The sequence below is a fragment of the Microlunatus soli genome (genome assembly GCF_900105385.1).
GTDB classification, from domain to species: domain Bacteria; phylum Actinomycetota; class Actinomycetes; order Propionibacteriales; family Propionibacteriaceae; genus Microlunatus; species Microlunatus soli.
In genome coordinates, this window is record NZ_LT629772.1 from 3,201,231 (window position 1) to 3,216,298 (window position 15,068).

Below are 15,068 nucleotides of genomic sequence, written 5' to 3' on the forward strand. Positions count from 1 at the left end.
GCGCAGCGCCGCCGACCGAGCAGGGGGAGAGCGTGACCAGCTACATACTTCGGACCGGGAGTCAGGTGGCGGTGCCGGCGGCGCCGCTGGTCGCTCAGGTGCAGGGCGGGCGGGGATTCGGCCATCGGTGGTCGGTGCGCGGAACGACGACGCAGCCGCCGTTCATCGAGCGGCCGGATCGGATTGTGCTGCCGTCGATCACCGAACCGGTCACGTTGCGGATCCTGCCGGTCGACGATCCGAGCCGGCCCGGCGCACCGGTCCGGTTCGCGTCGCAGAGTCTGGTGACGGTGGTGATCCGGCACGACCGGGCGGCGGCCGATGCCGATCAGGTGATCCTGGACGAGGTGGACCTGTCCGGGTTGACCCATCGGGATCTGGTCCAGCTCGTCCCGGACGGTCGGCAGATCCGGGTGATCGGATTGCGGACCGTGGCCGACACACCGTTGCCGCCGGTGGCCGAGATCGCTCGTGATGCCGCCCGCGAGATTCTCGGTGTCGCCCAGGTCGAGCCGGATCGCGCGGTGCAGTTGGCGGCTATGATCGACCTGTCGGCATCGATGCGGCCGGCCTTGCGCGACGGATCGGTCGCGGCGGCCTGCGATGTGCTCGCCGGGATCGGTACGGTCATCGCACCCGGTCGGCAGTTGACCGCCGCCGCCGGCACCCTGACCGGACGCCGGCTCGCCACGGCGGCACCGGACCGGTTTGCCGCCGAGGTCGGCTCGGCGCTGGCTGCGGACGGCTCGACGGCCGGGACCGGCACCGGATTCCGATCAGGCAGCGCCACCGATCAGGCAGCAACCCTGGATCGTACGGTGGTGGTGACCAGCGGCGTACCGGCAGACTGGCCGTCCGCGCCCGACGCAGCCGGCGCCGGCAACACGGGCAACAGAGCCGGGCAGTTGCTGATCCTCGGCTCACCGGGCCGCTCGACCGACTGGCCGACAGCGGCCGGCGGCACCGTCATCGACCGCGGCGCGCTGATCGCCGACCCACCGGATCGAGAGTTGATCACCGCGGCCGTGAAATCCTTGCTGACGGCTCTGCACCCGGATCCGGAGGTGACGCGATGACGAAATGTCCGCGGTGCTTCAGTGCGCTCCCGACCCGCCGGGTCGTCTGGCAGTGCGCGTCCGGTCAGTGTCGCCGCGAGTTCGATCCGCGGGGCAGTGCGTTCGCCGGCGTCCCGATGGAGCACGCCCCGCTGATGGAAGCCGAGGCCCCCGAGGACGCCAAGCGCTGGACCCCTCCGACGGCGGAGGAGATGACCTGTTATCAGTGTGGCGGCCGCGGGCTCGAGATCTGCCCGACCTGCCACTACTTCCTGCCGCCGAGCTGGCGCCGGGCCGACGCCTTCTGTGTGGCGCTGGCCGGTGCCCGCGCGACCGGCAAGAGCGTCTATCTCGGCGTGCTGATCAAGCAATTGTCCGAAACCCTCGCCGTACGAGGCGGTTCGCTCAGCTTCCCGCCGGGGCCGAGCCGGGAGATCTACCAGACCCACTACGAGAAACCGCTGTTCGAGGCCCGCGGGATCATGAACACCACGGTGCCGACCAACGTCGCCGACGCCTACCAACGCGATCCGCTGATCTGCAGCCTCGGGGTGGTCGGCGACGTCCAGCGCTACCTGGTCTTCCGCGACGCCGCCGGCGAAGACCTGGAAGGGCTGACCGGGCTGCCCGAACACCTCAGTTATTTCAACCGCGCCGACGCGGTGTTCTATCTCTTCGACCCGACCGCTGTGCCCGAGGTCCGTGATCTGTTGCGGGACCTGCTGCCGCCCCAGGTGCACCAGGTCGGGGACCCGATCCGAGCACTGGACTCGGTCATCCAGCTGACCAGGGACAGCGACGCCCGGGTCGCGATGATCATGTCCAAATTCGACACCATGCAGGCCTTGCGTCACGTCCAGAGCACCAACTGGAGCCGGGTGATGTCCAATCCGGGCGCCGCCTTCGCGCGCGATCCCGGGACCCATGTGGGCTACCAGGCCGACGACGCCGCGCTGCTGCACGAGGAGGTCCGCAGTCTGCTGGAGATGCTCGGTGCCCGGCGGTTCGTGACCGCGATGTCGGCGCCGTCGCATGGTCGCCCCTACCGGCATCGCTTCTTTGCGGTGTCGGCGCTCGGCGAGCCGGCCGAGGGCGACCGGCTGCACAAGCGAGGCATCGCGTCGTTCCGCTGCCTGGACCCCCTGCGCTGGGCGACGGCGGAACGCAGCATCCTGCAGTGATCATTTCGGCTTCGGGCAACGGGCCGTATCGGACTCGCTGCGCGTGTGTCAAGCCGAACCGGTGCGTGAATTCTGGCCCCGAGGTGCCGAATCGGGCGTTGTCTGAGCGAATTCTCAGCGGCGATCCGCGCCGCGCCGATTGACGGCAGGAAACACTGCCCTTTCGCGAATTGAGTCCCTAGTGTCCTGTCAGGTTGGTCCGATGCGAATATTCGGCGCTTGAAGCGGCGATTTGCTGCGTTGTCGTCGGCTTACATGCGCACCTCCTCCGCCTTGCAGCTCACCACATCAACCACCGACTATTCACACCGGACCAACCCGACCGAACACCACGTTGCAGGCAACTCGTCTGAATCGCCGCGGAATTCACCCGCCGGCGCGAAGGGGACAACTCATGCGCAACCGATCCATTCGGTGGCAACGCGGACTGACCGTGACGGGGGCGGCGGCACTCAGCGCCGCTCTCGTCGTGGCCGGCGCTGCCACCTCATCGGCCGACCCGAACGCCCAGCAGGCGTTCCCCGGGTCGGTTCCGTCGTTCGTCACGACAGCCGCCGACGCCGGCACAGCCGCCGACGACACGGTCGAAGGTGAGGTCTACCTCGACCTGCAGGACGAGGCCGGCGCCCAGCAACTGGCCACCGCCGTCTCGACCCCGGGCAACGCCCGGTACGGCAAATACCTGACTCCGCACGCGTGGATCAAGAAGTATGCCCCGACCAAGGCGGATCTGGCCGCGGTGAAGAAGTATCTGAAGGACAGCGGGGTGACCATCACCGCCGTACCGGAGAGCCGGGAGTACGTCGTCTTCCGCGGCAAGGCCGACGCGGTCTCCGCCGCCTTCGACACCAGCCTGCACAACTATCGGGTCGGTTCGAGTACGGTCTCGGCCCCGGCCACCGCGCCGAAGCTGCCGGTCTCGGTCGCCGGCCGGGTCGCCGGCATCAGCCTCGGCAACGCTCGGACCAAGCTCACCCGACCGGACAGCGTCGTGCAGGGTCAGGGCGTACCCGGTGCGGTCGCCAAGGCAAAGACCGCCAAGCTCAAGGGCTCCGGCGCGACCGCCGACGGCGCCGCCAAACCGCAGCCCAAGAGTCAGGCTGCCAGCGACGCCTGCTCCACCTACTACGGTGAGAACAAGGCCACGATGCCGGAGGCGTACGGGTCGACGAAGTTCCCGACCTACATCTGCGGCTACCTGCCCAGCCAGCTGCGATCGGCCGGCGACCTGGACCAGTCGATCAACGCCGGTAACGACGGCAGCGGCGTCACCCTCGGCATTGTCGATGCCTACGCCTCGCCGACGATCGTCAAGGACACCAACGACTACATGCGGGCCGCCGGTGAGCCGCTGCTGTCCAAGTTCAGCCAGATCGGCGCCCAGCCCAGCGACTTCACCGACGAGGCGCTCTGTGGCGGTCCGTCGGGCTGGCAGGGCGAGGAGAACCTGGACGTCCAGTCCGCGCACGCGGTCGCGCCGGGCGCGAGCATCCTCTACTCCGGGGCCGCGAACTGCGGCGGCGGCATCGACGTGGCGCTGTCGTTGATCTTGGACCAGGGCAAGGCCGATCTGGTCAGCAACAGTTACGGCTACACCACCGAAGCGGTCGGCAGCGATGTCATCCGCGGCCAGCAGAACCTGCACATCCAGGCAGCCGGCACCGGCATCGGGCTCTACTACTCCACCGGTGACGACGGCGACAACAGCGCCACCCTCGGCAAGGCTGCTGCCAACTGGCCGGCCACCTCGCCGTTCGTGACCGCCGTCGGTGGCACCAGCGAGTCGATCAGCTCCAAGGGCAACTACCGGTCCGAGGTCGGGTGGGGCGACATCCTGGACCAGGTCGCTGGCGGCAAGTACACCGCTGCGCTGCCCGGTGATCTGTACGGCGGTGGCGGTGGCGGCGGGATCAGCTCGGTGATCGCCGAACCTGCCTACCAGAAGGGCGTCGTGCCCAAGGAACTCTCCGGTCGCGGGACGAAGGCGTCCCGGGTGATCCCCGACGTCAGCGACCTCGCCGACCCCTACACCGGCTACCAGATCGCGATCCGGCCGATCCTGGACGACTCGACGTTGGAGACCGGACCGTTGGAGTACGAGACCTACGGCGGCACCAGCCTGGCCAGCCCACTGGTCGCCGGCAAAATGGCGCTGGTCCAGCAGCTGAGCAAGCACCGGATCGGCTTCGCCAACCCGGCGCTCTACCAGCAGAGCGGCAACGCCAAGGCCTACCACGACGTGACCGCGTCGACCGACCCGGTGGCGATCAGCTACACCAGCGCGGGCTCCGGCACCCAGTACCTGAACACCTTCGATCAGGGCTTCACCCTGACCGGAGCGACCGGGTACGACGACTTCACCGGAATCGGCAGCCTGAAGGTCCCGGGGCTGGCGAAGCTGCTGAAGAAGAGCGCCGCCGGCGCCTGAGCCGGATGACGGCAACTGCCCTTCGACATGTTCGCGGTCCGAGCTTGTCGAAGGGCAGTTACATCTTGGGGGAGTGCCCGGCCCCGCTCGGCGATCGGCTTGACCTTCGACCTGGTCGAAGGACCACGATGAACGCGTGACCTCACCAGGCAGCACGGCTTCACCGGGCGGGATGAGCAGCCGCCTCACCATCAGCGCTTTTGCGCGCACGGTCGGACTGACCCCGAGCGCGTTGCGGTTCTACGACGACGCAGGGCTGCTGGCGCCGGCCGCCGTCGACGAACGCAACGGCTACCGCTATTACGACGATGATCAACGTCGTCGAGCAGTCCTGGTCCGGCAGATGCGTGAACTGGACGTTCCACTGACCACCATGCGGGCCGTCCTGGACGGCTCACCGGCGGATGCCGAACGCCTGCTGACCGAGCATGTCGATCTGCTCACCGGTCGGGCGGACCGGGCCCGGGTCGAGCTGGCCGACCTGCTGCGCGCGTTGCGCGGTACGGACGACGGGCTCAGCCCGTCGATGATCGGACCGACGACCTTCGCGATCGGTGGACCGGAACTGGCCGGCGCCATCCGTCAGGTGGCGCCGTTCGCCGCGGCGCCGCCGACAACCGGCGAACCGGGCGCCGGCGATCGGCTGGACTGTTTGCTGCTGGATGTCACGGCCGGCGAGCTGACCGTGGTCGGCACGGATCGCTACCGGCTGGGCGCCCGGAGTCTCCGGGTGACCGAGTTCGACGGCCCGGATCGTCGGCTCCCCGTCTCGGCCACGCGTCTGGTTGCCGTCAGCGACTGGTTGCGGCGGCAGCGCCGGATCCGGGTGCACTACACCGATGCGGCCCTGTTGATCACCCCGGACCATGATCAACCGGACGCCGCGGACGGCTCGACGGATCAGGCCGAGCAGCGGTTGCCGGTGGCCGACGACCACTTCCCCGACTATCGGCGGGTGCTCGATTCGACTGCTCAATCAGCGGGTCGGCATCGGATGATCATCGATCGGATCCGTTTGCTGGAACTGATCTCGGCCGATCAGACTAGCACTGTCGTGCTGCAGCCGGTAGCCGAACAGGTCCTGATCAGCCGGGTCAACGATCCCGAGGTCCGCCGCCTGCCGGCAGTCTGCAACGGCCCCGCTGAACGGGTCGGCTTCTCGCCGACGCTGCTGGCGTCGGCGCTGCAGAGCAGCGTCGGTCCCGATGTGCTGATCGAGCTGGCACCCGGCAGTGCCGCGGTCGTCCGATCGGCCGACGACGGGAGCTTCTCCACCCTGGTGATGCCACGTCGGCTGGACGATCAGCCCGATCCTGACGAACGGCCTGCTGACGATGTCGGACCGGCCTGACACGCCGGCGGTCGACTCCGCGCAGCGTGAACCGACCGCCAGCCCCCCGACCGCCAGCCCTCCGATCGCCAGCCGCCCGACCGGCTGGCGATCGGGTAGCCCCGGCCTGGTGTTGTGGGCCGGCACCGCTACCGTCTCCGGGCTCGGCGACAGCGTCCAGGCCTTTGCCCTCAGCTGGGAGGCGTCCGGCTTCGGGCCGGCTGCTGCGGCCACCGTCGCGACACTGGGGATCCTGCCGCGAGTGCTGTTGATGTTGCTCGGCGGCGTGGCTGCGGACCGGTACGGCATCCGTCGAGTGATGATCATCTGCGACGGCTGCATGATCATCGTTCTCGGCTGCGCGGTCGGTTACCTGTCGGCAGTACCGGTGAGCCTTGCGGTGATCATCGCGATCAGCATGCTGGCCGGTGCGATCTCCGCCTTCTACCTGCCGGCCGCCGGTGGCTTCCTCCGGCTCTTCGTCCCGACCGATCAGCTGCCCCGCGTGATGGCCAGGGTGAGCGGCCTGCAGCAGGTCGCGCGGCTGATCGGGCCGTCGCTCGGCGCCGTGCTGGTGATCATGGTCGGACTGCGCGGAGTCTCGATGATCAATCTCGTGAGCTTCGCCGCGATCATGATGGTCCTGAGCCTGGTCAGACCTCCGATCTCCCTCAGAGCAACAGATCCGGGCGCGGCCGGTCAGGGTGCCGACGGCACCGGCGGGCCGCCGCGGGGCATTCGATCGGTGGTCGCCGACCTCGCGACCGGAGTCGGTCAGGCCGCACGAACCCCCGGGATGCGGGCAGCGCTCGGGTCGTTGGCTCTGGTGGCCGGCGGTGTGCTGCCGATGCTGTATCTGTGCCTGCCGTTGGCGGTCCGCGAGCGACAATGGGGCGTCACCGCGGCCGGCACGATCGAGAGTTGCTGGATCGTCGGCACCCTCGCCGTGACCTTGGTGGTAGCCAAGGTCGGGGTGCACCACCGGACCGGGCTGATGATCGTCCTCGGGCCGCTGGTCGCCGCTGTCGGCGTGACGCTGATCGCGGTGGCGCCGACGGTGCCGATCGCCGGCGTCGGAGCGGTGCTGATGGGCGTCGGCACGGCGGTCTACACCGGCCACCTGTCGCCGCTGTTCCTGGTCTGGACACCCCCGGCGCTGACCGCGAGATTCCAATCCCTGTTCGGAATCGTGCAGGCCGCGCCGATGCTGGTGATGAATCCGTTCTTCGGCCTCGCGGCAACGGCGGTGAATGCAACCGCTGCCCTGGCGGCAGCCGCCGTCAGCTGCCTGGCGGCGAGTGCGGTAGCGCTGAGCAGCGCTCGGCTGCGGACCAGTGACGCGACGGTCGGAACGGCGTGATGCCGCCGACGGCGCGCGCAAATTCTATCTACCCGGCGAACTCCGTTCCTACGTTGTAACATCCGGCATACGCTGATGGAAGCGACCCACGTCGTGGTGGTGTTCGATGCCGGTGTCACGGTGGGGTCAGGCGTCCGGAGACGGACGTTTCAATTGACTGCAACGAAGGAGTTGTGATGGGGCCCATCCCTTCGACACCGCTGCCCGGAAACGCCGTCTCACGGCGCCGTTTCCTGAGCGCGCTCGGAATCAGTGCCGCCGCGATCGGGAGCACGTCGGTGCTGTCTGCCTGTGGCGGCGGCAGCAGTGGTCTGTCCGGAGACGAAGGCGGCAGCGGCGGCGGCAAGAAGGCCACGCTGAACGTCTGGTACCACCAGTACGGCGAGGCCGGCACCCAGCAAGCCGTCGAACGCTATGCCAAGGAATTCCCCGACGCCACCGTCAAGGTGCAGTGGACGCCCGGCGACTACACCTCCAAGGTCAACAGCGGGCTGCTGTCCAACAACGGTCCGGACAGCTTCGAGGGAACGCCGAATCTGCAACAGGTGAAGGCAGATCAGATCGTCCCGCTGGACGACATCCTGGCCGATGTGAAGTCCGACTACACAGAGGCCGACATCAAGTCGATCACCGTCGAGGGCAAGATGTACGGCGCCCGGATCGTCGACGACTGTACGTTGATCTACTACCGCAAGTCGATGCTGGACAAGGCCGGGGTGAAGCCGCCGACGACGCTGGACGAGCTGGTGGCGGCGGCCAAGGAGCTGACCACCAAGGACGTCAAGGGCCTGTTCATCGGCAATGACGCGGGCGCGACGCCGGCCTTCGGCGGCGGTTCGATGCTCGGACCGGTGCTGTGGTCGGTCGGGCAGAACTATCTGACCGACGACAACAAGATCAACTTCACCGGCGACAACGTGGCCAAGGCAATGATGAAGCTCCGCAAACTGGTCACCGACAAGTCCATCCTGCTCGGCGCACCGACCGACTATTGGGACTCCGGATCGTTCACCCAGGGTCTGTGTGCCATGCAGTACACCGGTCTGTGGGCGATGCCGATCATCCAGAAGGCGATCGGTGACGACTTCGGAGTCGTCCCGTTCCCGGCCTTCAGTGACTCGGTAGGCAAACCGTCGACCGCACAGGGTGGCTGGGCGGCGATGGTCAGCAAGAAGTCCAAGAACGTCGAGCTGGCCAAGAAGTATGTGAAGTGGCTGTGGGTGGACAACACCAAGGACCAGGAGGACTACAACCTGTCCTACGGCTTCCATGTCCCACCGCGCAAGAGCCTGGCCGCCAAGGCCAGCAAGCTGCAGTCCGGACCGGCGGCGGAGGCGGTGAAGATCTTCAACGACTACGCGATCGCCGGCGGCACCACCTGGACCACGGAGATGAATACTGCCTGGGGCGATGCGATGACGGCGGTGATCCGCAAGGGCAAGGATCCCGACGCCTCGATCGCCACCGCCGAGAAAGCCGTCCAAAAGATCTTGGACAAGTTGCTGGGGTGAGCCGATGACGACAGCGCAGGCAACGTCGAGCAGCAGCGTCGACGACCCGCGAACAGGGAGCAAGGCCGGTCGGCGGCAGAACCGCGGGATCAGAGGTGTGACGAGTGCGTTCTGGCTGTTCGTCGGCCCCTTCGCGATCGGGTTGTTGATCTTCGTCTACATCCCGATCCTGTGGTCGTTCGGGCTGAGTTTCGCCGACGCACAGAACACGGTCACCCCGTCGAAGTGGGTCGGGCTCAGCAACTACATCGACCTGCTCAAGCCCGGGCCGTTCCTGTCCAGTCTGATCGACTTCTGCATCTTCGCGGTCTTCATCGTGCCGGTGACCTTCGCCGCCGCGCTGGGGTTGGCGGTGTTGCTGAACAAGATCAGATTCGCCAAGGCGTTCTTCCGATCGGTGTTCTTCATTCCGACCGCGTGCTCCTACGTCGTGGCGTCGATGGTGTGGAAGCTGTCGATCTTCAACGGGGTCCGGTTCGGTCTGGCCAACACCGTGCTCGGCTGGTTCGGGGTGGACAATATCGCCTGGCTGGCCACCCCCAGCCCGCCGCTGTACTGGGTCGCCATCATCACCGCCCGGCTGTGGCTGCAGATCGGCTTCTACATGATCTTGTTCATTGCCGGCCTGCAGCGGATCCCGAACGAGCTCTACGAGGCTGCGGACGTGGACGGGGCGAAGCGGGGCTGGCAGCAGTTCCGGTTCATCACCTTCCCGCAGTTGCAAGCCACCTCGGTTGCGGTGCTGCTGTTGCTGTTCATCAACGCCTTCCAGGCGTTCGACGAATTCTTCAACCTGATGGGCAACTCCTCGCTCGCCCGGCCGCCGCTGGTCTACCTGTACTACACGGCGATGGGTAGCCAGGACTTCGGCCACGGCAGCGCCGGGGCGGTCATCCTGGCATTGCTGATCGTGCTGGTTTCTCTGGTGCAGGGCAAGATCTTCGGCTTCGGGAAGGCATCGTGAGCGCGCAGACGGAGACGACCCCGACGGGCAAACCGGACACGGTGTCGACCCCGCCGCCGACCCGACGCCGCCGGCCGACCGGTGCACAGATCGCCGGCAGCTTCGTCCGGTATCTGTTGCTCACCGTGGCTGCCGTGCTGTTCCTGATCCCGTTCTATCTGATCGTGCGCAACGGACTGGCCACCGACCAGGAGATCACCTCGCCGGATTGGACGCTGTTCCCTCAGCAGATCCAGTGGGGCAACTTCGCCGAGCTGTTCACCGACAAGGCGGTCAACATCCTCGGCGGGCTGAAGATCTCCGCGATCGTCGCCGTGCTGCAGACCGCCGGGATGCTGTTGCTCAGCTCGCTGGCCGGCTACGGACTGGCCCGGATCCCGTACAAGCATGCGAACAAGATCTTCTACGCCACTTTGGTGACGTTGATGATCCCGGCAGCGGTCACGTTCATCCCGACGTTCTTGATCGTGTCGCAGTTCCGCTGGGTGAACACGTTGCAGGGCATCATCGTGCCGACGCTGTTCAGCGGCTTCACCACGTTCCTGTTCCGGCAGTACTTCCTGAACTTCCCCAAGGAACTGGAGGAATCGGCCCGGGTGGACGGGCTGGGCTGGTTCCGTGCCTATTGGACGATCGTGGTGCCCAACTCGCTGGCGTTCTTCTCCGCGATCGCGGTGATCACCTTCATCAACAGCTGGAACGCCTTCCTGTGGCCGCTGGTGATCGGTCAGGATTCGTCGATGTGGACCGTGCAGGTCGGGTTGTCCACCCTGATGACCGCGCAGACGATCAACCTGCACGAACTGTTCCTGGCCGCGGCGGTCGCCATCGCACCTCTTGTGCTGGTCTTCCTGTTCCTGCAGCGTTATCTGGTGCAGGGTGTGGCGGAGACCGGCCTCAAGGGGTGAGGGGGCGACGGTGAGTCTCAGTATCCGCAGCGTCGGCGAACCGGTCGGCCCACTGGCCCGGATCTGGACCGCCGAGTGCACCGCCGCGACCGAGTTCAGCTCGATCGCGGCGGTGATCACCGGAATCGGCTGCGTCCGGGTCGACGGCGTCACCACCGTGCACCTCCGGGGGCCGGCGACCCGGGCGGTACGGTTGTCCTGTCCAGCCGGAGCCGAGTACTTCGGCGCCGACCTGAGCATCGGCAGTTACCTGACCGTCGCACCACCGGCGGGATTGACCGAACACCGCGACACGGTGCTGCCGACCAACGTCGACGGACGGCTCCTGCTGGGCGGCGAGGAGTGGGAGATCCCGACGCCGGACACGATGGACGTCTTCGTCGAGCGGCTGGTGCGGGCCGGTCTGATCGCCTGCGACCCGACCGTGCCGGAACTCCTGGCCGGCGTCCGGGTGCGGATCCCGGCTCGGACGGCGCAGCATCGCTTCCACCGCGCCGTCGGCATCTCACAGCGCACGCTGCAGGTGATCGAGCGGACCCGGCAGGCCGCTTCGCTGCTCAGCCGCGGCGTACCGATCATCGACACGGTGGCGATCACCGGCTTCTACGATCAGCCGCAGCTGACCCGGGTGATGGGCCGACTGATCGGCCACACTCCCGCCGAGGTCGCCGCCGGCGGTGTCTTCCTCGACCTCTGAACGCACGGTGCTCTGCCCCGACGGCGTGCCTCCAGTGGCGTCACCGGAGGTGGCGTTTGGATACAAGACAGGACGAACAGCGCCGACCTACGCTCCGGCCATGATGAAGCTTGTCGAATCCACCTATCTTTCGTTGGACGGCAGGGTATCGGGGGAGCAGTTCTGGGCCGCGCAGAGCCAGTTCCGCGATGATCGCCATGTCGCCTACGCCGCCGACCTGCTCGATTCCGCGACCGCCCTGGTGTTGGGTCGGATGACGTATGAGGTCTTCGCCGCGACCTGGCCGGGCCAGACCGGCGTCCTGGCCGACAAGATCAACCCACTCCCCAAACACATCGCCACCAGGTCGCTCAGCGGCGACCTGGACTGGAACGGTCACGCGATCGCCGGCGACGGCGTCGAGGCCGTCGCGAAGCTGAAGCAGGACGGCGACGGAACGCTGCTCAAGTACGGCACCGGTCCGTTCAGCCGATCACTTCTCGAGGCCGGGCAGATCGACGAACTCCACCTGTGGATCTATCCGTTCATCGCCGGCGCGGGGGACGAACTGCTGCCGGGCATCGGCACCACCCGGCTCGATCTGGCGCGGGTGACCGAGATCGGCAACGGCGCCGTCGTCAACGTGTACACCCCGGCAGCACCGGCGGCCGGGTGATCATCCGGAACCGTTGCCACCTGCGAGGTTCCCGACTACCGCGCGCGGGTCGGCGGTGGCGTGCCGACTGAACCCTTCGGGGCGGCACCGAGCGCGACGACGGTGATCGCCGAGCCGAGCATCATCACCCCGACCAGCCAGAGAGCGGCGTTCTCCGAACCGGTCGCATCGGTCAACGCACCGGTCACGTACGGGGCGACGAAGCCGGCCAGATTGCCCAGCGAGTTGATCAAGGCGATCCCGCCGGCCGCCGCGGTTCCGGTCAGGAAGACGCTGGGCAGCGGCCAGAACACCGGCAGTGCGGCGAAGATCCCGATCGCGGTCAGGGCCACCGCGACCATCACCGCGAACGGCGACTGCAGGTAGAGCGCGACCGGGATGGTGACCGCGCCGAGCAGCGCCGCGCCGGCGGTGTGCCAGACCCGTTCGTTCTTGGCATCGGAATGCCGACTCCACAACACCATCGCCACGACACCAACCAGATAAGGGATTCCGGTGATCATGCCGGTCTGGAACAGCGAGAACGAGGTTCCGAACCGTTTCGAGAAGCCCTCGACGATCCCGGGCAGGAAGAAGCCCAACGCGTACAGCCCGTAGACCACGCCGAAGTAGACGAACGACAACGCCAGCACTCGCGGACTGGTCAGCGAGCGGCGCAACGACCAGCCGTACTGGTGACTGGTCTGATCGGCCTCGGCGGCCATCTCCGCGGTCAGCCAGCCGCGCTCCTGCTCGGTGAGCCAGCGGGCCTCGGACGGTCGATCGGTCAGGTAGAACCAGCAGATCACGCCCAGGATGACGGCGGGCAGACCCTCCAGCAGGAAGGTCAGCCGCCAGCCCGCCATCCCGAACAGGCCGTCGGCGTACTCCAGGATGGCGCCGGAGATCGGTGAGCCGAGGGCCGACGACAGCGGAATGGCGATCAGGAACAGACCGGTCACCCGGGCCCGCTCCCGACGCGGGAACCAGTAGGTGAGGAACAAGATCATTCCCGGGAAGAAGCCTGCCTCGGCGATGCCGAGCAGCACCCGCAGCGCATACAGCCAGCCGACGTTGGGCACGAACGACATGGCCGCTGCCACGATCCCCCAGGAGACCAGGATCCGGGCGATCCACCGGCGGGCGCCGATCCGGTGCAGCAACAGGTTGCTCGGCACCTCGAAGATCAGATAGCCGATGAAGAACAGTCCGGAGGCCAGCCCGAACATCGTCGCGGTCAGCTTGAGGTCGTCACTCATGGTGAGCCGGGCGAAGCCGATGTTGGTGCGATCGAGATAGTTGACGAAATAGAGCAGACCCATGAACGGGACCAGTCGGAGGGCGACCTTGCGGGTCACCCGGCGGCCGAGTTCGTCGTCGACGGGTGGCGTCTGTGCTGCGGACATCATCGTCTGCTTTCTGCCGGACTCAACGTGCTGTCTGGTGTCGTGCCAGGTCACGGTAGCGTCTGGGGCAGTTCTGGTCACGGACCCAACGACGAGGAAGGCACAGCCGATGTCAGCCGAGCTGCCCGATCTCCTCACCGGACATTTCCCGTCCGGGCTGCCGATCGGAAACGACTGGGTGTCGACGCCGTCGACCGAGCCGGTCCGGTTTCCCTACGACGGTTCCACCGTCGGCTCCGCGCCGGTCGGCGACGTGGCGCTGGCCCGCCGGTCGATCGACGAGTCGCTCGCGGTCCGCGGCGAGCTGGCGCGGTTGCCGTCGCACGTCCGGCGGTCGGCGTTGCAGGAGACGCACCGGCAGCTGACCGAGCGGCGCACCGAACTGGAGGATCTGCTGATCCTGGAGACCGGTAAGCCGCGGGTGGACTGCCGGGTCGAGGTGGATCGGACGTTGCTCACCTGGCAGACCGCCGCCGAGGAGGTCGCCCGGCTGCACGGCGAAACGGTCCCGTTGGATCTGTTGCCCAGTGGCGACGGTCTGGTCGGCTTCTGGACCCGGCGACCGATCGGCGTGGTGGTCGGCATCGCCGGCTTCAACTATCCGCTGCTGTTGGCGTCGCACAAGCTGGCGCCCGGGCTGGCGGCCGGTTGTCCGGTGATCATCAAACCTGCACCTCAGACACCGCTGTCGACCTTGTGGATGGTGCATCTGGCCAGGGAGGCCCTGGCCGAGGCCGGCGGACCGCGGGCGGGCATCCAGCTGATCACTGGTGATGCCGCGGTGGGCGCTGCGCTGACCACCGACCGGCGGATCGGTGCGGTGTCCTTCACCGGTTCGGCAGCGGTCGGCCACCGGATCGCTCAGGATGCGGCACCGACCAAGGTGCTGCTCGAGCTCGGGTCCAACGCTGCCCTGGTGGTCGCCGCGGATGCCGATCTGGACGCCGCCGCCGACGCCGTCGTCCGCGGCGGCTACTACGCCTCCGGTCAGGCCTGCATCAGTGTGCAGCGGCTGATCGTCGTGGAGTCGGTCCGGGACGCGTTTCTGCAGCGACTCTCGGACCGCCTCTCCGACGTCGTCACCGGCGACCCCCGGGACCCTGCGACCAGGGTGTCGACCTTGATCAACTCGGCCGGCACCGAGCGGGTGCTGGCCTGGATCGAGGAAGCGGTTGCCGGCGGCGGCACGTTGGTGAGTGGCGGCCGGACGGTGAGCAACGAGGTGATCGAGCCGACCGTGTTGCTCGACGTGCCGTCCGGCCTGCCGGCCTGGGACGAGGAGATCTTCGGACCGGTGGTCGTCGTCCGCACCGTGCCCGATCTGGACACAGGCCTGGAGTTGGTGAACGCGACCCGCTACGGGCTGCACGCCAGCGTCTACACCGAATCGCTGGCGGCGGCGTTCGCCGCGATCGACCGGCTGGAGGTCGGTGGTGTGGTGATCAACGAGGTGCCCGGGTTCCGGTCCGACGTGATGCCGTACGGCGGGGTGAAGGACTCCGGCGTCGGTCGGGAGGGCCCGCGGTTCGCGATCGAGGAGTTGACGGTGACCCGGATGGCCGTGATCAGACCGACGGCGACGAAAGGAAGTTGA

The 15,068-nt window shown here is 67.4% G+C and carries 12 protein-coding genes; 11 read left to right on the forward strand and 1 reads right to left on the reverse strand.

Going from position 1 to position 15,068, the window contains the following annotated elements; all coding sequences use genetic code 11:
• Nucleotides 1-32 precede the first annotated feature (32 nt).
• From BLU38_RS14685 to BLU38_RS14730, 10 genes are all read left to right on the forward strand, one after another.
• Nucleotides 33-1,076, forward strand: a complete 1,044-nt coding sequence (locus BLU38_RS14685) for a hypothetical protein (RefSeq protein WP_157683473.1) — start codon at nucleotides 33-35, stop codon at nucleotides 1,074-1,076.
• Nucleotides 1,073-2,236: a hypothetical protein gene (locus BLU38_RS14690; RefSeq protein WP_091525934.1), complete on the forward strand. Its 1,164-nt coding sequence runs from the start codon at nucleotides 1,073-1,075 to the stop codon at nucleotides 2,234-2,236. Before BLU38_RS14685 ends, BLU38_RS14690 begins: the two co-directional genes overlap by 4 nt.
• A 394-nt stretch (nucleotides 2,237-2,630) precedes the next feature.
• Nucleotides 2,631-4,664: a S53 family peptidase gene (locus tag BLU38_RS14695; protein WP_091525936.1), complete on the forward strand. Its 2,034-nt coding sequence runs from the start codon at nucleotides 2,631-2,633 to the stop codon at nucleotides 4,662-4,664.
• Between the two features lie 136 nt (nucleotides 4,665-4,800).
• Nucleotides 4,801-6,015 (forward strand): MerR family transcriptional regulator, encoded by a 1,215-nt coding sequence (locus BLU38_RS14700; protein WP_157683474.1) that lies wholly within the window; start codon nucleotides 4,801-4,803, stop codon nucleotides 6,013-6,015.
• Nucleotides 5,999-7,354: an MFS transporter gene (locus BLU38_RS14705; RefSeq protein WP_091525941.1), complete on the forward strand. Its 1,356-nt coding sequence runs from the start codon at nucleotides 5,999-6,001 to the stop codon at nucleotides 7,352-7,354. Before BLU38_RS14700 ends, BLU38_RS14705 begins: the two co-directional genes overlap by 17 nt.
• 176 nt (nucleotides 7,355-7,530) lie before the next feature.
• The gene (locus BLU38_RS14710; RefSeq protein ID WP_091525943.1) at nucleotides 7,531-8,865 is read left to right on the forward strand and encodes an ABC transporter substrate-binding protein; all 1,335 of its coding nucleotides are present in this window, start codon (nucleotides 7,531-7,533) and stop codon (nucleotides 8,863-8,865) included.
• 4 nt (nucleotides 8,866-8,869) lie between these two features.
• Nucleotides 8,870-9,829, forward strand: coding sequence for a carbohydrate ABC transporter permease (locus BLU38_RS14715; RefSeq protein ID WP_091525946.1), 960 nt, complete (start codon nucleotides 8,870-8,872; stop codon nucleotides 9,827-9,829).
• Complete coding sequence (locus BLU38_RS14720; protein WP_231920352.1) at nucleotides 9,826-10,737, forward strand: carbohydrate ABC transporter permease; 912 nt, start codon at nucleotides 9,826-9,828, stop codon at nucleotides 10,735-10,737. The genes BLU38_RS14715 and BLU38_RS14720 overlap by 4 nt, the downstream gene beginning before the upstream one ends.
• Before the next feature lie 10 nt (nucleotides 10,738-10,747).
• Complete coding sequence (locus BLU38_RS14725) at nucleotides 10,748-11,434, forward strand: helix-turn-helix transcriptional regulator (RefSeq protein WP_091525948.1); 687 nt, start codon at nucleotides 10,748-10,750, stop codon at nucleotides 11,432-11,434.
• Between the two features lie 100 nt (nucleotides 11,435-11,534).
• Nucleotides 11,535-12,089, forward strand: a complete 555-nt coding sequence (locus BLU38_RS14730; protein ID WP_091525950.1) for a dihydrofolate reductase family protein — start codon at nucleotides 11,535-11,537, stop codon at nucleotides 12,087-12,089.
• Nucleotides 12,090-12,124: 35 nt separating this feature from the next.
• Here the strand turns inward: BLU38_RS14730 and BLU38_RS14735 are convergent, their stop codons facing one another.
• Complete coding sequence (locus BLU38_RS14735; RefSeq protein WP_231920353.1) at nucleotides 12,125-13,477, reverse strand: MFS transporter; 1,353 nt, start codon at nucleotides 13,475-13,477, stop codon at nucleotides 12,125-12,127.
• A 106-nt stretch (nucleotides 13,478-13,583) separates the two neighbouring features.
• Between BLU38_RS14735 and BLU38_RS14740 the strand changes: the two genes are divergently transcribed.
• A complete protein-coding gene (locus tag BLU38_RS14740) occupies nucleotides 13,584-15,068 on the forward strand; it encodes an aldehyde dehydrogenase family protein (protein ID WP_091525952.1) in 1,485 nt (494 codons plus the stop codon).